Raw genomic sequence first — 16,863 nt, forward strand, 5'->3', positions numbered from 1 at the left:
AAGAGATAAATCTACATGACTTTTACATTACTGATGCTATCTATTAGAAAATCTGCAAGTCTTATTTTCCAGTGAAATATTTAACCGCTGACGCGAACAGGTGCTGGTCTTTATTGCCTGGGATATTTTGGAAAAGACCGTCCTCATAACGTTCTGAGTGGCCCATCTTACCAATGATTTGGCCGTTCTTGCTAGTAATTCCTTCGATGGCATGGACAGAACCATTTGGATTGTACTTAGAGTCCATACTTGGTTTGCCTTCGAAGTCCACGTATTGGCTAAAGATTTGGCCATTGTCACGGAGTTCCGCAAATTCCTCAGCTGTCACGACAAATTTCCCTTCACCGTGCGATACTGGGATAGCATGAATATCGCCCACTTGCACCCCAGCCAACCATGGTGAGTTAGTATTTGCAATACGGGTTTCCACCATCTTAGCCACGTGCTGGTTGGCATCATTGTAGAAGAGGGTTGGGCTCGTACTATTGGCATCCTCGAAATTCCCGTATGGAAGAAGACCTGATTTGACGAGTGCTTGGAATCCATTACAGATACCGATAATCAAGCCACCACGAGCGATAAAGCTATCAATAGCTGCACGCACTTTTTCATTAAGTAGAATATTGACAATAAACTTGGCTGAACCATCTGGCTCGTCCGCAGCTGAGAATCCACCTGCAAAGAAGAGAATGTTAGCATTGCCGATGTTGTCAACCATGATTTCAACTGACTTGACAATGGCTTCTTCATGCAAGGTCACGAATGGTACCAAGTTAACCTCTGCACCTTCTTTTTCAAAGGCCTTGGCTGAGTCATATTCTGAGTTCGTTCCTGGGAAGACTGGGATGTAAACCACCGGTTTTTCAACCTTTTCTTTACCTTTGATGATTACGTCAGTAGCGATAGCTGGTACTTCAGCCAGTTCTTTCGCTTGGGCAAATTCTGTTGGGTAAACTTCTTCCAGTTTTCCTTGGAAGGCACTGTCAAGCTTGTGTCCATCTAGCTTCACACCGTTGACAGTTAGTGTAAAGTCTGCTTTTGTTTGTCCAATCTTCTCTACTCCAGCGATTTCTTCAGGAGATGTGAAGACAAATCCACCTAATTGAGCTGTCAAAGAACTTTCAAGTTCAGGCAAGGTTACCTCTGCACCGATATGATTTCCAAAAGTAGCAAGCGCAAGAGCTTCAAGGACACCGCCATATTTAACAGCTGATGCAGATGTTACTTTGTAAGCCTTTTGAAGGGCTTCAAATTGAGCGAAGTTAGACTTGATAAGATCGAAGTCAATCTCTGCTGAGAGTGCTTGACCTGGGATGTAGTAGATATTTTCCCCAGCAGTTTTGAACTCCGGAGAAAGCACCTTACGGTTATCTGCTGTCGTTACCCCAAAGGCAACCAAGGTTGGCGGTACTGTCAATTCTTCAAAAGTACCAGACATGGAGTCCTTACCACCGATAGATGGTAGACCAAGCTGAATCTGAGCTTCGATAGAGCCTAGGAGAGCTGCTACTGGCTGACCAAAACGCTCAGCTTGTTTGTCCATGCGCTCAAAGTACTCTTGGTAAGAGAAACGAGCCTTGGACCAGTTTGCACCAGTCGCAACCAAACGAGCGGTTGCTTCGATAACCGCATAAGCAGCACCGTGGTATGGAGACCATTCAGCTACATATGGATTGAATCCTTGAGCTATGACAGACGCAGTGTGAGTCACTCCGTGTTGAACTGGCAACTTCTGCACAGAAGCCTCAGTTGGTGTAAGTTGGTAGCGACCACCAAGTGGGTGATTAACCGTAGAGCGTCCAACAGAGCAATCAAAGATAGTCTGCAAGCCTTTTTGACTGGCATGGTTGAGGTCAGATAGAACCCCAAGAGTATCTGCTTCCAGTGTTTCAGCAGATGTTTGACGCTCTTCTGGGAGTTTGACATCCTTGTCAACCACCTTAGCATCAACGACCACGCGCACACCATTGGTATCAAGGAAACGGCGTTCCAAGTCTACAATGGTTTCACCATTCCAGTGCATAACCAGATTTGGTTTTTCAGTCACTGTCGCAACCACAACAGCGTCAATATTCTCTTTGTTACATTCTTCAACAAAGGCATCTACATCCTCAGGACGCACCACGACTGCCATCCGTTCTTGAGATTCAGAGATGGCAATTTCGGTACCATTCAAGCCTTGGTATTTAAGAGGAACCTTGTTGAGGTCAATTTCAAGACCGTCTGCTAATTCACCAATAGCTACACAGACACCACCAGCACCAAAGTCGTTGGATTTCTTGATGAAACGAGTGACATCACCATTACGGAAGAGGCGCTGAATCTTACGTTCTTCAATGGCATTCCCTTTTTGAACCTCAGCTCCAGCAGTTTCCACAGACTCAACCGTTTGAACCTTAGAAGAGCCCGTCGCACCACCGACACCATCACGTCCAGTCTTACCACCAAGAAGGATAATGACATCACCAGCTTCCGGTTTTTCACGGACAACATTGCCCTTAGGAGCTGCACCGACAACAGCACCTAGCTCCATACGCTTAGCAACGAAACCTGGGTGGAAATACTCACGAACGTAGGTCGTCGCAAGCCCAATCTGGTTACCATATGAAGAATAGCCATGGGCCGCTGTTTTAGAAATGACTTGTTGTGGCAGCTTACCAGCACGAGTTTCCGACATCGGTGCTGTAATATCACCCGCACCTGAAATACGCATGGCTTGATAAACGTAGGAACGACCTGACAATGGGTCACGAATGGCTCCACCGATACAGGTAGCAGCACCACCAAATGGCTCAATTTCCGTTGGGTGGTTGTGGGTTTCGTTCTTGAACATGAGGAGCCATGGTTCTTTCACACCATCAACGTCCACTTCGATTTCTACTGAGCAAGCATTGATTTCGTCTGACACTTCCATATCATCCAAACGTCCATTAGCACGCTCATAACGACCGAAAATAGTCGCCATATCCATCAAGGTTTGCGGTTTTTCAGAACGCCCCAACTCATCGCGCATAGCGATATATTTGTCATAGGTTGACTGCAATTGCTTTTGAAATTTAGAAGCTGAGAAATCAATCTGCTTCAACTCAGTCTCAAACGTCGTGTGACGGCAGTGGTCAGACCAGTAAGTGTCCAAAACCTTGAGTTCTGTTTCCGTCGGCACGCGCCCGATTGACTTAAAGTAGTCTTGGATAAAGAGCAAATCATCCACTTCCATGGCCATCCCTTGCTCGGCCTTGTAGCGAGCAAAGTCTTCTGCTGTATAGTTTTCAAAGAAAGTCAATTTAGGAATGGTCTTGTCTGACTCAGAAAATTCCTGCTTGGCAATCCCTACCGTGATGTCCTTGAAACGAGAATCAACTGGGTTGAGCAGATAGTTCTTGACCGCTTCCAACTCAGTCGCATCAATATCCTTATTGACCAAATACAATTGTGCTGTATTAACTGTCACATCACTCGAGCTACCTAGCAAGAGCAAAGCTTCCTGTGAAGATGCCGCACGCTGGTCAAACTGCCCTGGCAGGCTTTCAATGGCAAAGAAAGCATAGTTGGCAAGATCCGCCTGCACAGCAGCTTCATCCAAGACATGGTCTGTCACCTGCTCAGAGAAGATGTGTTTCTCTGCAGGCGCAAACAGGTCCTCTGCCAAGTCAAATACATCATACACTTGCACGATGCGAATACTTTTCAAGCTTGAAAGTCCCAAGTTGTGTTGGAGCTCTCTCACCAAACTCTCTGACTTGACCTGAAAATCAGCCTTTTTTTCAACAAAAATACGTTTATCCATCAATTCTTATTCCTTTATTTCAGCTCTTGCAATGTTTCCAAATGACCTTGAGAGTCTTGCAAATAGATTATTTCAATTCCTGCAACTTTTCCCAAACAATCTCGTAAACATCTGTTAATTCGCCCAGACCTCTACGGAAAACATCCTTATCCATGTGGTTGCCATCCGCATCCCACAAACGGCAGTTATCTGGTGAAAATTCATCTGCCAAGATAATCTTGCCATCCTTTCCAAAACCGAACTCTAGCTTAAAGTCAATCAACTTAAGCCCAATTTCAGCAAACCAACCTTTCAAAAGTTCATTGATTCGACGAGTTTCTTCCTTCAAGTAGGCGATTTGCTGGTCATCCGCAATCTGTAGGAATTTCACATGTTCGTCATTGATAAAGGGGTCATCCAAATCATCATTTTTATAGTAAAATTCGACAATCGGAATCTCAAATGCGATACCTTCGTCTACGCCAAAACGTTTTGAAAAGGAACCAGCCGTGTAGTTGCGAAGCACGACTTCCAAAGGAATAATCTTAACCTTTTTATTGAGTTGTTCCGTGTCCGAAAGTTTCTCCACAAAGTGAGTCGCCACACCAGCCGCATTTAATTTCTCAAAAATAAAAGATGAAATCTGATTATTCAACACTCCCTTACCTGCAATCTGCTCCTTCTTGACACCATTGAAAGCAGTCGCCTGGTCCTTGTAAGTTGAAATAATAAGATTTTCATCCTCAGTTGTATAGATATCTTTAGCTTTTCCCGAATAGATCAATTGTTTTGACATTTTAAAGTTCGCCTTTCGTATTACTTGAGCACATTCTACCATAAAAAACCTAAAATTACAAGAATTTAACCGAATAAATAACGTGGTAGCCTCAAAAATCATAAATAAAAAAACTGCAAGAAGGATCTTTCTTACAGTTTTAAAATCATTTAACTCTAAAAACACGAACATTACTCTTTGTTCAAAAATTGATCCAAATAATAACGCAGGTAACTTTTCTTGCCCGTAATCATCTGTAGGCGACCTTCCACCCCGTACCGAAGTTTTGTAGCCTGCTCAGAAGTTAGATTAGTCTCCGCCTCAATTTTAAAGAAATTCCCAGTTTCAGTCTTAGTAGCTGTCGCATCAATACTGGTAATAGTAGAATCTAGGAAAATTTGATTCTTGGCATCATGAGTCGTCGTATAGCGAACAGAATCACCGACCTTGATCCTTGCTACATCCTTTGAACTAAGATAGGCTGTTAGTTTGGCTTTCCCTTCTTTTTCCAAGGACGGATAGAGTTGGGCTAGTAGGGCACCTTCTGCTACCATGGTAGAATCACTGGTCTCAGGATTAAGATGAAGCACCCCATCCTCACTCGCCGTAATTTTCCCCTTGTCTAAAAGATTTCCCTGTACCTTCTTACCTGACTCCACCTCCAAGATTTTCTGGTCTAGAAGGGTCAATTCCTGACCAACCTTTGCCAAGTGTTGGGATTTGAGAGACTCCAATTGACTACTTAAACCTGACGCATAGGCTTGCTGGGTACCTGAACCTGCATACTGGACACGGTAAGTAGCGAGACTAGATTCTAACTGAGAAAGCTGTGCTTCAACCTGCGCAACAGCCTGGGATTTAGCTTGCGGATTTTCCTCGCCCTGAGACTTGTAGGACTGGTAGAGAGAGTAGGCTAGATTCTGACTGGCCAAGGAAGCACCTGTTTCAATAGCTGACTTAGCTGTCTGGTAATCGCGAATTTTAGCCTCTGTTTGGCTGATGAGGTTGCCGATTTCGACTTGGGTTTGGCTAGCTGCTGCATTCTGGGACGCGATGGTCTCGTTTTGTTGCGATGTACTAGCCCTAAGACTACCTGCTTGGCTGATGTAGTCGCGAAAGGTGGCTTGGTAGCCAAATTTATCCTCCTCTGGAAAGTGGTTCTCCCCTTCTTGCAGACTTTTTTGCAAATACTCCAATTGCTTTTTTTGATCCTTAAGCATGTCCAACTGACTGGCATAAGCCTCTACTTGAACACCTTCTGCCCCTTCCTTATATTGAACCAGAAGTTCCCCCTTCTTGACCAGCTTATTTTCTTCCAAATGATTGACAAGAATGCGATTGTTGCTAGTTGACTGGATATTTGCAAGGATACGACTAGGCTCAACAGTAGCTCTAGTAGACAAACTCATCTCCTTCTCTGCCAAAGTTGCAAAGCCAAGCAAAAACACGAGCAGAAGGGACATGGGTACAATCACCCGACTGGAAAAATTATGGTAACGACGATTATAAAACTCCGCACTTTCTAAAAATTCTGGTTTCATCCTCTCCTCTTTCTAGCTATTCACCAAATGGGCGTAAAAACCACCCTGTGCAAGCAAATCAGCATGCTTTCCTTCTTCAACAATCTTACCCTGATCCAAGACAACAACCTTCTCTGTCCGCTCAGCAATGGTCAAGCGGTGAGCAATGAAAATCAAGGTCTTATCTAAAGCCATGAGATTATCGACAATTCGCTTCTCTGTCAAAATATCCAAACTGCTGGTCGCTTCATCCAAAATCAAGACAGGCGCATCTGTCAAGAGAGCACGCGCCAGAGCGATTCGCTGACGTTGCCCACCTGAAATTCCCGCCCCATCCGAAGTCAATTCTGTCTGGTAATTCAGTGGCATCCGCTCGATATCCTCCCGAATCTCTGCCAACTCGACCGCTCGTAAGATATCCTCCTGTGTCGTCCCCTCCTTAGCTCCCAAAAGAAGATTCTCCAAAATCGTTCCGTTAAAGACATAGGGCTGTTGAGGCAGGTAGTTGATATACTGGCGCAAAGCCTTTTTATCAATCTGATTGAGATTGACACCACCCAGACTAATCTCTCCTTGACTTGGATTGTAAAAATTAACCATCATCTTGGCCAAGGTCGTCTTACCTGACCCCGAAATCCCCACAAAAGCCACCTTAGACCCTTGAGGAATGGTCAAATTGATATCCGACAAGACGTCTCTACCATAACCATACTTATAGTGAACATTCTTGAAGGTCATATCTCCCTTCATCAAGCTCAGATCCTCAACTGTTTTCTTCTCCTCAAACTCAGAAGCTACCAGATAAACCTCATTTAGACGGTTATTGGCAACCTGCGCTGTCTGAAGCTTGGTTTGCAGATTGATGATATTCTCCAAAGGATTGGTAAAGTAAACCAACAAGGTATTATAGGTAATCAACTGCCCCAAACTCATCTTGCCATCCATAACCAGAACAGCCCCCATCCAGAGAATGCCGACATTGAGCAAGAGATGGGCAACTTTTTTCAGAGCCTTTTGCTGACTCTCTGCCCGACTATAGGTAAAGGATTTTTTCAGATAATCCACAAATTCCTTGTCAATCTTTTGGTAACGTTGACTTTCACTGGTCAAAGACTTAATAGTCTCAATACCGTTGATGTCCTCAATGATAGAAGAAGACAGAACCGCATTGGCTTCCATGGTATCCCGATTCATCTTTTCAAACGGCTTCATAAAAGCAAAGATAATCACTGTATAGATAGGAAGTGCCAATAAAGTCATGAAAAAGAGATTGGTATTTTGTGAAAATAAAACAAGAGAAATAATGACAACCGTTGACACATCTAGGAAAATCGAAAGGATGGTCGAAGCCAGCGCATCGATAATACTGTTAGCATCTGTAAAACGAGACACGATTTCCCCTGTCCGACGTGTCGCAAAAAAGGACATAGGCAGGTGAAAAACATGCTTGATATAGGACAAAATCACGTCAATCGACAAGCGTTGCCCCAAAACAAGCAAGAGATACTCTTGAGCATAAGACAAGATCTGCTGGAGAATATAGACGATAACCAGCCCAATAGAAATAATCCCAAGCGTCGAACGCATCTGATCTGGCACATAGGTATCAATGATAGACTGCAGATAATAAGAACCCACAATATTAATCACGGTTACCAAGAGCGTCGCCAAAACGATATTGGCAATCAAGCCACGCTGCTTCACTAATATAGGGATAAAAGAGAGCAAACCATTCTTTTGATCCTTATGAGGCTTGTAGTCTGGACTAGGGGCCATAAACAGAGTCACTCCTGTCCATTCTTCCGCAAAACGCTCACGTGGCAGTTTGGTCAATTTCACCCCAGGATCTGGATCTGCAATATAAATGCTGTCCTTCTCCTGCCCAGTCACCACATAGTAGTGGAGCAATTTTCCTTCCTTAAGCACATGGGCAACAAAAGGAAAAGTCAGATCTGGCAAGTCAAAAAGCGTCATATCCGCCTTGATGGCCCGCGTCTCAAAACCAATCTCCTCTGCCACCTTGACCAAGCCCAAAGCCGTCGTCCCATCCATGGTCGTCTTAGCCAATTCTCGCAAGTGAGCCAAAGAATAATAACTACCATAGTAGCCAAAAACCATGGCTAATGAAGCTACACCGCAGTCCATCTGATCCACCTGCGGACGATAGTGACGTTTCCCAAATTTCATATTCATCTCCTTTTCCTAAACTCATCTGATAACAACTATCTTACCCCAATCCCCAAACAAAAACTGGACTTCCTCCCCAAATGCGCCTATCTCCCTCCCAACTGCACTTTTTGGATAAAAAATAGGCAGAACAAACGTCCTACCTAAAATATATATTTATTTCTTTTTCTTCATAATTCTTTTGTCAATCATGTACAAAACAATAATCGAAAACAGCGGTGGTACAATATAACTCTTTTCACTCATTGTCAGCTGAAATCCCAGAGTTGCTAGTATCTTAAAGATGAAAATATTCATCAAAAATATATGTAAAACTCCAAATAAACACCTCAACTGCACTTTTTTTGGCAAAAAATAGGCAGAACAAACGTCCTACCTACTAAAAATATGCTATTGAAAGGAAAATGATTTTTTTCGGACACCCTAGGCAAGCTTGGAACAAATAAATCATTGATAGTAACCTTTACGACATCCTATTTAAAGTTACTTCAATTTTTAATGTCCCTGCTATTTCTAAGCCACCTCTGGTATGATCTATTCCTAGTCAGAATAGATAACACCGTTCTAAATTACGATTCATAGTTACTCCTTTTTTGATTCGTTACTATAAGACACCTATTCCCTATAGAGCGTCTACTGCCTCAAATTTATCCATTCTTTTTTCTTTACTTCTGTATAAAAGAATGAAGACCATCATAAATAATGCAATCGTTGGTATATTGAAATTATCAAAGCAAGTAGGTAAAGATACTTTATTTATGTCAGCTACTAATCTGATGATGATATAAGACATTGAACTAAGTAATACCATAATTTCAGGCCAAACTTTCAGTATTGATTTAACAAATTTCATATTAAACTCCAATGTGATGCATTCTTAGATTCTAGCCTAGCTATTTTCAGCGCAGACTAACAAGTCATTCTTAGCTGCTTACTCTACTTGCTTTTTATTGACCTTATATCCTAGATAAAAGAGCCCAAATAAAACAGGGTAAATTTCTGGATAAAATAGGGTATTGATCGGATTTTTCAAAATCAAATACGTTGCGATGTAGACTATGAGCGATACGATAAAATACCCTTCAGCAAAACCTAATAAAAATGTTTTCATAAGAAACTCCTTATTTGCCTGACAAGAATGGCGGAAAAACGCTACCATTCATATACACAAAATCCTTTTGATTCATGTTCTTCATTTATAGTTTTGATTATTTTTTGACAAATCTTTGCGAAAAATACCAAAATATCCTGCGAAAATCAAACCAACTAAAGTCCATTGCCAATTAAAGGATACTAACGAACCTGTACGAATCACATGAAGCGCGACATTAAGAGTTATTCCCAACAAAGGACATATCGTGGCTAGTTTAGGTAACAATGTATTGAGATTAAGGTTGCGACTGTTCATTATCTAACGCCCACGACGAGCCAAATCTGAACCGAATTTGTAACCAGCATTAAAAATTTGTACAGCAGCATTCAGTACCCCTGCAATCCCAACTGCTTCCGCAAGACCAAAACCACCTTTTGTTCCCACTAATTCATCGTCAGATAATTGATAAAATTGTTCTAAGTTCATGTTCGTCATTACCCCTTTGTATTATATTTCATTGCTATGTAAATGATTAAAATGAGTATTGGATAAGTAAATACTTCTGAAATATCCATAAAATTTACACTATACTGTCCAGATAATATTTTATAATCAATTAAAATTTGAACGATAGTAAAAATAATACGTAGCGATAACAATACCCCTAATAATATTACTTCTTTTTTTAAAAACATAGAAATGCCTCTCTGACTACAATCAGATTATGGTCTATTCGCATAATACTCTAAAGCTGCTCCACCTGCTATTTTATTTTCCTCTTATTTATCTATTCGAAAACGAAATCAAAAACATAATATATAATATCAATTTTAATAAACTATATTAATAAAATGCATTGTAAACATTTCGACCAAATGCTCTACCAGCATTATAGATACCACCGAAAAATCTTCCCGTACTATCAATCACTTTATGAACATCTATGTTAATATTACCTCTCCATGAAACTCGACCGCCCTCTACTGTTGCTAAATCTTTTTCTGTGAGACTTGTAAATTTTTCTTCAATTTTTATCATATTCATTGTATTTGTTCCTCTTTATCTATAATTTTTTATTAAAATAAATAATTGTAAACCATTTCGCCAAACTTCTGTCCCGCCCAATAAACCGGTCCTAAAAGTAAGGTCCCTAAAGCATAAACCCCAACTACTCCAACTATGAAAATTAATACTTTTACAGGAATTGACTGCAAACTGTAAAAGTTCTCTACCCTAGTAATCCAACTTTCTATTATGCGTTCCATCAGCGCTCTTCCTTCCCTGTTAACGTCCACGACGCTTAGCATGTGCTCCTGAAGCACCATCTACCGCACCCAATAAAAACGTTCCTGCAATTGCGACTCCTCCAACTACTACCAGACCAATTAGCAAGCCTCCTTCTACATCGGCCATTTCCTCATGACTCATTACATGAAAACTATCTTCCATATTTTTAAATTTTTCCATCTTATTCTCCTTTTTTGATTATTAACAATTGAAAAAGGTAGTTTTTTGTCTTTCCTTTTTCATATATTCTATTCGTTGTTATAGATAACCTTTACTCTCTAAATATTATCTTAGAATCCAAATAATGCACGACGGAACCATAGACCTGTATTTAAACCCCGTTGATAGCTTTCCTTGCTACCACCCACCAGCAAGGCTAAGTCGCTTTCCTTTAATACTTCAATAGTATACTTATCATTCATTTCATTCATCTCTTATCCTCCTAAAAACCAAAACCTCTACGAAATCCAATGTACCAATCTACAAGGGTCTTTGTCCAATTTTCTCCACCTTGAATATCGGTCAATTCTTCCGAAGTTAGCTCAACAAATCCATAATAATGTTCTTTCATTATTTTATTCCTTTCTTTTTCCTCTTACTTATCTATTCAAAAAAGAATTCGAAAATAAACAACTAAATTAAATTTTATTTGAAAAATAATTTAGTAAACCATGGATAGAAAATTGGTAGATACATAAACCAAACTCCTTTCTTTTTCCTCTTACTTATCTATTCGAAAAAATTTCGAAAATGTACAACTAAATTAAATTTATTTGAAAAATAATTTAATGTACCATGAATAGAAAATTGGTAGATACATGAAGCAAACTCCTTTCCTTTTCCTCTTACTTATCTATTCGAAAAACAATTCGAAAATGTACAACTAAATTAAATTTTATTTAAAAAATAACTTAATCAACCACGGATACAAGATTGGTAGATACATAAACCAGGCTCCTTCCTTTTCCTCTTACCTATCTATTCAAAAAAATTTCGAAAATGTACAACTAAATTAAATTTTATTTGAAAAATAATTTAATAAACCATGGATAAAAACCAGTCACATACATAAACACTCCTCTTTTTCTTCCTTATCTATTCGTAATTCCCACTAAAAGTTCTAAATTTTTTATTTTCCCTGACAATAAAAAAGCAACACGACTTGCATGTTGCTTCTTGCTATTCTTTACTTTTGACGACTTCTACCACATCTCCTACACTTTGGAGTTGGTCAATTTCCTCATCGCTGATTTCGATATTAAATTCATCTTCCAGTGTCAAGATAAACTCCATCAAGTCAACTGAGTCCGCATCCAGATCATCTTTCAGACTCAAGGATTCTGTCACGACAAAGTCCTCTCCCTGTCGCTCTTGGATAATGGTCACAATACGGTCAAAAATTTCTTTTTCTGTCATCTCTTTTATTCTCCTGAAAATTCACGCGCAGTCTGGGAAACTACGTCTGTTTCTAGCATGGTACGAATCTGGCGAATCGTACTATAAACAGCCTTGGCATCGCTTGAGCCATGAGTCTTGACAACAGGTGCCTTGACACCAAACAAGACTGCTCCACCAACATCTGAGTAGTTGAGCTGTTTTTTCAAGCCTCTGAGGCTATCCTTGAGAAGGAGTGCGCCTAGTTTCGCTCGAAGGCCACCACCTGTAATAGCGGTCTTGAGCAAGCCCATGATTCCCATGGCTGTCCCTTCAATGGATTTGAGCACAGCGTTTCCCGTGAAACCATCTGCCACGACAACATCCGCAATGCCATTCATTAAATCACGCGCTTCCACATTTCCGATAAAGTTCAAACTTTCATCAGCCACTAATAATTCATAAGTTTCCTTACGAAGCGGATCACCCTTGCTACTCTCTGTTCCGTTGTTGAGCAAACCAACACGTGGTTGAGCAATGCCACGAACATTCTTGGCATAGAAATAACCTAGAACCGCGTATTGATGGAGGTGCTGGGCTGTATTTTCTGCATTAGCACCGAGGTCTAGCATGTCAAAACCTTTTCCATCTACAGTTGGCAAGGTCGACATAAGCCCTGGTCGATCGATGTTCTTGATACGACCCACGATGAAGAATCCTGCAGCCAACAAAGCGCCTGTATTCCCAGCCGAAAGAACAGCATCTGCTTCGCCTTCTTTGACAGCCTTGGCCGCCAATACCATACTGGCATTCTTCTTCTTCCGAATTGCTCTCGTAGGTTCATCGTCTGAATCAATCTTCTCATCCGTATGGATAATGCTGACGCGCTCTGTCGCTGTCAGATATTGCTTGATTTTAGCTTCATCTCCGTAGAGTTGAACCTCAATATCTGAAAAGTCAGCCAGGGCTTGATTGACACCCTCAACGATGGCTTGAGGTGCGTAATCGCCCCCCATAGCATCTACTGCGATTTTTTTCATTTCTTTTCCTCTTTTAGTAATTGTCCCCAGTCTGCTAGGGAATCAATAAATTTCTTTGATTTTAGGTGAATCCCAACGTACTCTTCATAGAGTTGATCCATAAACTGGCGTAGTTCTTGCTTAATTTCAGGCTTGAGCGAAATGGTCTCCAAGGTCTCAAAATCAATGGCTTGAAACTGATTGAGCAGATAAGGAATATTGGGATTGAGATGGCAACGTCTCTCATCCTCATGATAATGCTCTGGACAGAGGCAGGCTCCATATTTGAAAGAAAAATCAAAAGCCTGACCGACCCGATGGCAGAAGACACACTCATTAAAATTGAGACTGATTCCAAATCGAGTCAAGATTTGAATTTCAAAAATATTGGTCAAAACCTGATAATCCAAGCCTGCTTCCATCAACTCCAAAGTCTTTTGTAAAAAAGCAAACAAGGGAGCATCCTGCTGATTGTCCTGCAAACTAGCATCTGCAAGAGCTGCCACATAGGTCGCATAGGCCATGACAAAGAGATCGCTATTAATCTTGGGAAAAATCATCACCTCATGATAGTCCTCGATGTAGCTGAGCCCATCATCATTGATTCGCAGGAGAAATCGAGCCAGCACCAAGGGCTGAATAACCGGAGCCAGCTTAGACTGACCAGCGTGTTTGACAAAAAACATGCGTTTCCCAGCCTGCTCTGTAAAAATCTTGACTAGCTTGTCATCCTCACGAAAATTGCGATTGTAGAGCACCAAGCCTTGACTCGTGATAGACTGAATCATGCTTCTCTCATGTACTCCTCAAGTCGTTTCATGGCTTCTTTGATAGTCTCCATGCTAGCCGCATAAGATAGGCGAACATATCCTTCTCCGTAGCGCCCAAAAGCAGCACCAGGGATAAAGGCAACAGCCTTCTTCTGAGCAAAATCCTTCAGAAAAGCAAAGGAATCTTGATTGTAACCCGCTGGAATCTTAGCAAAGATATAGAAGGCACCATCTGGTTTGATAATCTCAAAACCAAGAGCAGTCATTTTCTCGATAATATAGTCCCGACGCTGGATGTATTCCTTCTTCATAGGTTCCGCATCGTTTTTACCAGCCGTCAAGGCTTCCACCGCAGCATATTGCGCCATGGTATTTGCGGCAGTGACCAAGTACTGATGACTCTTGATTAACTGGGCTGTGAAGACCGCAGGAGCAAAAATCAGACCCAAACGCCAACCCGTCATAGCATGCGATTTAGACAAGCCATTAATAATAATAGCCTGGTCTCTCAGCATCGTTCCCAGAGATACATGGGCTTGCCCTGTATAGGTCAATTCCGAGTAAACCTCATCACAGACAACAAAAATCTCATACTTGCATAAAACGTCTGCCAAGGCTTCCAACTGCTCCCGACTATAGGTAATTCCTGTCGGATTAGCCGGATAGTTGAGAATGACAGCCTTGAGCTTGTCGCCTTGCTCCAAAATGGCCTTTTCCAACATTTCAGGAGTCAAGACAAAACCATTTTCAGTCGTGTCAATCTCGACAATCTCTGCCCCAACTAGATTGACAATCGGTTCATAACCTGGATAAGCAGGAGCTGGCAAGAGCACCTTGTCTCCCTCTTCCAAAATAGCCGTCAAAGTAGCAGATAATGCCTCTGTCGCCCCAATTGTAACCAAGATTTCATTTTCAGGAGCATAGTCCAGTTGGTACTTTTCCTTAACAAAGTCACTGGCTGCCTGACGTAGAGTCAGCAGGCCACTCATCCCTGTATAGTAGGATTGGTTCTGATCAATCGCTCGCTTGGCCGCCTCCTTGACATGATCTGGCGTTGTAAAATCAGGTTCCCCCAAGGTCAAACGCAAGACCCCAGGAATCTCCGAAATAGCCTGGTCAAACTGACGAATCAACGAAACTTGAATCTTATCTAACTGTTTATTAAAGCGCTTAGTTAAGTCCATAGATACCTCCTACTGTAAAAACGTATCTCTATTATACTACAAAAGCCCCCCGACCGCAAAAATACATTAGAGAATAGCTTTCCACTTTCTATTTTACTTTTCCTATTTACAGGTCTATATTAGAGAATAGCTTTCCACTTTCTATTTTACTTTTCCTATTTACAGGTCTATAATGGTAACAGATTCTATTTGGAGGTTTTTATGTCATTTCTATCAAAAAATGGAGCAGGCATCTTGGCCTGCCTTCTGATTTCACTACTTGCTTGGTATCTAGGCGGATTCTTCCCTGTGATTGGCGCACCCGTCTTTGCCATTTTCATAGGCATGCTCCTACATCCCTTTATCGCGTCTCATAAACAACTGGAGGCTGGATTGACCTTTAGTTCCAAGAAATTGCTCCAGTATGCCGTTATCTTGCTTGGTTTTGGTCTCAATATCTCGCAAGTCTTCGCAGTTGGGCAATCTTCACTCCCTGTCATCCTTTCCACCATTTCAATAGCCTTGATTGTTGCCTACCTCTTCCAGCGCTTCTTTGCACTGGATACAAAACTGGCTACCTTGATTGGAGTAGGTTCTTCTATCTGTGGGGGTTCTGCCATTGCAGCGACAGCGCCCGTTATCCATGCCAAGGAAAAGGAAGTAGCCCAAGCCATTTCCGTTATCTTTTTCTTCAATGTCTTGGCTGCGCTCATCTTTCCAACCCTCGGCACCTGGCTTCATCTATCCAATGAAGGCTTCGCCCTCTTTGCAGGGACTGCGGTCAACGACACTTCCTCTGTAACGGCTGCCGCCAGCGCTTGGGACAGTCTTTACCAAAGCAATACCCTCGAGTCTGCAACCATTGTTAAACTCACACGTACTTTGGCCATTATCCCTATCACGCTCTTTCTATCCTACTGGCAAAGTCGCCAACAAGAAAACAAGCAAAGCCTACAACTGAAAAAAGTCTTCCCACTTTTTATCCTTTACTTTATCCTTGCCTCTCTCCTCACTACACTACTCACCTCTCTAGGTGTGTCCAGTAGTTTCTTTACCCCTCTCAAACAACTCTCTAAATTCCTTATTGTCATGGCCATGAGTGCTATCGGTCTCAAAACCAATCTGGTCGCTATGGTCAAATCCAGTGGAAAATCCATTCTTCTCGGAGCCATCTGCTGGATAGCCATCATCCTCACTAGTCTTGGTATGCAGATCCTTATCGGCATTTTCTAATACTCTTCGAAAATCTCTTCAAACCACGTCAACGTCGCCTTGCCGTAGGTATGGTTACTGACTTCGTCAGTTCTATCTGCAACCTCAAAACTGTGTTTTGAGCAACCTGCGGCTAGTTTCCTAGTTTGTTCTTTGATTTTCATTGAGTATAACACAAAAGGTAGCCCACCAGCTACCTTTTTCTTATGCTTCCTCAATCAAGCGTGTATGTTCTCTCTTGATGCAGCGATTCATCACAATGTCATCGCATCCACCAGCACGCAAGATCTCTTCCGCTTCTAGATTTTCAAGTCCTAGCTGCGCCCAAAAAATCTTAGCATCAGCCTTGAGAAAATCACGCGCCACATCTGGCAAAAACTCACTGCGGCGGTAAACATTGACAATATCTACAGGAAAAGGAATATCAGCTAGGCTGGCATAAGCCTTTTCACCCAAGATTTCGTCACCTGCCGCCTTGGGATTGACTGGGATAATTTTATAACCCCGCGCCTGCATTTCCTTGCTCACTCGATTGCTGGTTGTTTCCTCACGGTCAGACAAACCCACCACAGCAAGGGTTTTACTCGTTGCTAGATACTGACGAATCACGCCATCACTTGGATTGATAAATTCTTGACTCATAGAAATCCTCCTTTTTCATCAGTATAGCACAATTTGAAAAGGCTTGCATAATTCT

20 protein-coding genes are annotated in these 16,863 nt (G+C 41.8%); 1 reads left to right on the plus strand and 19 read right to left on the minus strand.

The window, feature by feature from the left end:
- Nucleotides 1–61: 61 nt before the first annotated feature.
- From ACAM22_RS09625 to ACAM22_RS09710, 18 genes are all read right to left on the minus strand, one after another.
- A complete protein-coding gene (locus tag ACAM22_RS09625) occupies nucleotides 62–3,787 on the minus strand; it encodes a phosphoribosylformylglycinamidine synthase (RefSeq protein WP_369606756.1) in 3,726 nt (1,241 codons plus the stop codon).
- 67 nt (nucleotides 3,788–3,854) lie between these two features.
- On the minus strand, nucleotides 3,855–4,562 hold the full coding sequence (gene purC, locus ACAM22_RS09630; protein ID WP_265471988.1) for a phosphoribosylaminoimidazolesuccinocarboxamide synthase: 708 nt from the start codon (nucleotides 4,560–4,562) through the stop codon (nucleotides 3,855–3,857).
- A 170-nt stretch (nucleotides 4,563–4,732) separates the two neighbouring features.
- The gene (gene comB / locus ACAM22_RS09635; protein WP_369606757.1) at nucleotides 4,733–6,082 is read right to left on the minus strand and encodes a competence pheromone export protein ComB; all 1,350 of its coding nucleotides are present in this window, start codon (nucleotides 6,080–6,082) and stop codon (nucleotides 4,733–4,735) included.
- Between the two features lie 12 nt (nucleotides 6,083–6,094).
- A complete protein-coding gene (gene comA, locus ACAM22_RS09640) occupies nucleotides 6,095–8,248 on the minus strand; it encodes a peptide cleavage/export ABC transporter ComA (protein ID WP_261053278.1) in 2,154 nt (717 codons plus the stop codon).
- A gap of 622 nt (nucleotides 8,249–8,870) precedes the next feature.
- Nucleotides 8,871–9,101, minus strand: a complete 231-nt coding sequence (locus ACAM22_RS09645) for a bacteriocin immunity protein (RefSeq protein ID WP_261053279.1) — start codon at nucleotides 9,099–9,101, stop codon at nucleotides 8,871–8,873.
- Between the two features lie 78 nt (nucleotides 9,102–9,179).
- The gene (locus tag ACAM22_RS09650) at nucleotides 9,180–9,359 is read right to left on the minus strand and encodes a hypothetical protein (RefSeq protein ID WP_261053280.1); all 180 of its coding nucleotides are present in this window, start codon (nucleotides 9,357–9,359) and stop codon (nucleotides 9,180–9,182) included.
- Nucleotides 9,360–9,440: 81 nt separating this feature from the next.
- Entirely contained in the window at nucleotides 9,441–9,656 is a 216-nt protein-coding gene (locus tag ACAM22_RS09655) for a bacteriocin immunity protein (protein ID WP_261053283.1), read from the minus strand.
- 3 nt (nucleotides 9,657–9,659) lie between these two features.
- The gene (locus ACAM22_RS09660; RefSeq protein WP_001047583.1) at nucleotides 9,660–9,827 is read right to left on the minus strand and encodes a class IIb bacteriocin, lactobin A/cerein 7B family; all 168 of its coding nucleotides are present in this window, start codon (nucleotides 9,825–9,827) and stop codon (nucleotides 9,660–9,662) included.
- 8 nt (nucleotides 9,828–9,835) lie between these two features.
- A complete protein-coding gene (locus ACAM22_RS09665) occupies nucleotides 9,836–10,036 on the minus strand; it encodes a hypothetical protein (RefSeq protein WP_261053285.1) in 201 nt (66 codons plus the stop codon).
- A 148-nt stretch (nucleotides 10,037–10,184) separates the two neighbouring features.
- Complete coding sequence (locus ACAM22_RS09670) at nucleotides 10,185–10,385, minus strand: SPPN_00645 family bacteriocin-like peptide (protein WP_049512841.1); 201 nt, start codon at nucleotides 10,383–10,385, stop codon at nucleotides 10,185–10,187.
- Between the two features lie 32 nt (nucleotides 10,386–10,417).
- Complete coding sequence (locus ACAM22_RS09675; protein WP_084890454.1) at nucleotides 10,418–10,606, minus strand: hypothetical protein; 189 nt, start codon at nucleotides 10,604–10,606, stop codon at nucleotides 10,418–10,420.
- A gap of 19 nt (nucleotides 10,607–10,625) precedes the next feature.
- The gene (locus ACAM22_RS09680; RefSeq protein WP_050967307.1) at nucleotides 10,626–10,808 is read right to left on the minus strand and encodes a hypothetical protein; all 183 of its coding nucleotides are present in this window, start codon (nucleotides 10,806–10,808) and stop codon (nucleotides 10,626–10,628) included.
- A gap of 110 nt (nucleotides 10,809–10,918) precedes the next feature.
- Nucleotides 10,919–11,059, minus strand: coding sequence for a hypothetical protein (locus tag ACAM22_RS09685; protein ID WP_155640144.1), 141 nt, complete (start codon nucleotides 11,057–11,059; stop codon nucleotides 10,919–10,921).
- A gap of 11 nt (nucleotides 11,060–11,070) precedes the next feature.
- Nucleotides 11,071–11,199 (minus strand): smi_0059.1 family bacteriocin-like peptide, encoded by a 129-nt coding sequence (locus tag ACAM22_RS09690; RefSeq protein WP_000658221.1) that lies wholly within the window; start codon nucleotides 11,197–11,199, stop codon nucleotides 11,071–11,073.
- A gap of 608 nt (nucleotides 11,200–11,807) precedes the next feature.
- A complete protein-coding gene (locus ACAM22_RS09695) occupies nucleotides 11,808–12,044 on the minus strand; it encodes an acyl carrier protein (protein WP_000136444.1) in 237 nt (78 codons plus the stop codon).
- 5 nt (nucleotides 12,045–12,049) lie between these two features.
- Nucleotides 12,050–13,042, minus strand: a complete 993-nt coding sequence (plsX, locus tag ACAM22_RS09700; protein WP_261053297.1) for a phosphate acyltransferase PlsX — start codon at nucleotides 13,040–13,042, stop codon at nucleotides 12,050–12,052.
- On the minus strand, nucleotides 13,039–13,809 hold the full coding sequence (recO, locus tag ACAM22_RS09705) for a DNA repair protein RecO (RefSeq protein ID WP_261053299.1): 771 nt from the start codon (nucleotides 13,807–13,809) through the stop codon (nucleotides 13,039–13,041). The genes plsX and recO overlap by 4 nt, the downstream gene beginning before the upstream one ends.
- Entirely contained in the window at nucleotides 13,806–14,975 is a 1,170-nt protein-coding gene (locus tag ACAM22_RS09710; protein ID WP_261053314.1) for a pyridoxal phosphate-dependent aminotransferase, read from the minus strand. The genes recO and ACAM22_RS09710 overlap by 4 nt, the downstream gene beginning before the upstream one ends.
- Before the next feature lie 201 nt (nucleotides 14,976–15,176).
- On the opposite strand from ACAM22_RS09710, the gene ACAM22_RS09715 reads away from it, so the two are divergent.
- Nucleotides 15,177–16,187, plus strand: coding sequence for a YeiH family protein (locus ACAM22_RS09715; protein WP_261053315.1), 1,011 nt, complete (start codon nucleotides 15,177–15,179; stop codon nucleotides 16,185–16,187).
- Nucleotides 16,188–16,370: 183 nt separating this feature from the next.
- Here ACAM22_RS09715 and ACAM22_RS09720 read toward each other — a convergent pair whose 3' ends face one another.
- Nucleotides 16,371–16,808 carry a CoA-binding protein gene (locus tag ACAM22_RS09720; RefSeq protein WP_261053320.1) on the minus strand — a complete coding sequence of 146 codons (438 nt, stop codon included), beginning with the start codon at nucleotides 16,806–16,808 and terminating at the stop codon, nucleotides 16,371–16,373.
- Between the last annotated feature and the right edge of the window lie 55 nt (nucleotides 16,809–16,863).

It is taken from the genome of Streptococcus sp. SN-1 (genome assembly GCF_041154385.1).
Classification (GTDB): domain Bacteria; phylum Bacillota; class Bacilli; order Lactobacillales; family Streptococcaceae; genus Streptococcus; species Streptococcus mitis_CT.

Coding starts and splice junctions, on each gene's coding strand:
- ACAM22_RS09645 (WP_261053279.1), bottom strand. CDS start 9,101: ATGAAATTTGTTAAATCAATACTGAAAGTTTGGCCTGAAATTATGGTA.
- ACAM22_RS09720 (WP_261053320.1), bottom strand. CDS start 16,808: ATGAGTCAAGAATTTATCAATCCAAGTGATGGCGTGATTCGTCAGTAT.
- ACAM22_RS09685 (WP_155640144.1), bottom strand. CDS start 11,059: ATGAATGAAATGAATGATAAGTATACTATTGAAGTATTAAAGGAAAGC.
- ACAM22_RS09710 (WP_261053314.1), bottom strand. CDS start 14,975: ATGGACTTAACTAAGCGCTTTAATAAACAGTTAGATAAGATTCAAGTT.
- ACAM22_RS09680 (WP_050967307.1), bottom strand. CDS start 10,808: ATGGAAAAATTTAAAAATATGGAAGATAGTTTTCATGTAATGAGTCAT.
- ACAM22_RS09675 (WP_084890454.1), bottom strand. CDS start 10,606: ATGGAACGCATAATAGAAAGTTGGATTACTAGGGTAGAGAACTTTTAC.
- ACAM22_RS09655 (WP_261053283.1), bottom strand. CDS start 9,656: ATGAACAGTCGCAACCTTAATCTCAATACATTGTTACCTAAACTAGCC.
- ACAM22_RS09665 (WP_261053285.1), bottom strand. CDS start 10,036: ATGTTTTTAAAAAAAGAAGTAATATTATTAGGGGTATTGTTATCGCTA.
- comB (WP_369606757.1), bottom strand. CDS start 6,082: ATGAAACCAGAATTTTTAGAAAGTGCGGAGTTTTATAATCGTCGTTAC.
- ACAM22_RS09660 (WP_001047583.1), bottom strand. CDS start 9,827: ATGAACTTAGAACAATTTTATCAATTATCTGACGATGAATTAGTGGGA.
- ACAM22_RS09650 (WP_261053280.1), bottom strand. CDS start 9,359: ATGAAAACATTTTTATTAGGTTTTGCTGAAGGGTATTTTATCGTATCG.
- ACAM22_RS09695 (WP_000136444.1), bottom strand. CDS start 12,044: ATGACAGAAAAAGAAATTTTTGACCGTATTGTGACCATTATCCAAGAG.
- recO (WP_261053299.1), bottom strand. CDS start 13,809: ATGATTCAGTCTATCACGAGTCAAGGCTTGGTGCTCTACAATCGCAAT.
- ACAM22_RS09670 (WP_049512841.1), bottom strand. CDS start 10,385: ATGAATATGATAAAAATTGAAGAAAAATTTACAAGTCTCACAGAAAAA.
- purC (WP_265471988.1), bottom strand. CDS start 4,562: ATGTCAAAACAATTGATCTATTCGGGAAAAGCTAAAGATATCTATACA.
- ACAM22_RS09715 (WP_261053315.1), top strand. CDS start 15,177: ATGTCATTTCTATCAAAAAATGGAGCAGGCATCTTGGCCTGCCTTCTG.
- comA (WP_261053278.1), bottom strand. CDS start 8,248: ATGAAATTTGGGAAACGTCACTATCGTCCGCAGGTGGATCAGATGGAC.
- ACAM22_RS09690 (WP_000658221.1), bottom strand. CDS start 11,199: ATGAAAGAACATTATTATGGATTTGTTGAGCTAACTTCGGAAGAATTG.
- ACAM22_RS09625 (WP_369606756.1), bottom strand. CDS start 3,787: ATGGATAAACGTATTTTTGTTGAAAAAAAGGCTGATTTTCAGGTCAAG.
- plsX (WP_261053297.1), bottom strand. CDS start 13,042: ATGAAAAAAATCGCAGTAGATGCTATGGGGGGCGATTACGCACCTCAA.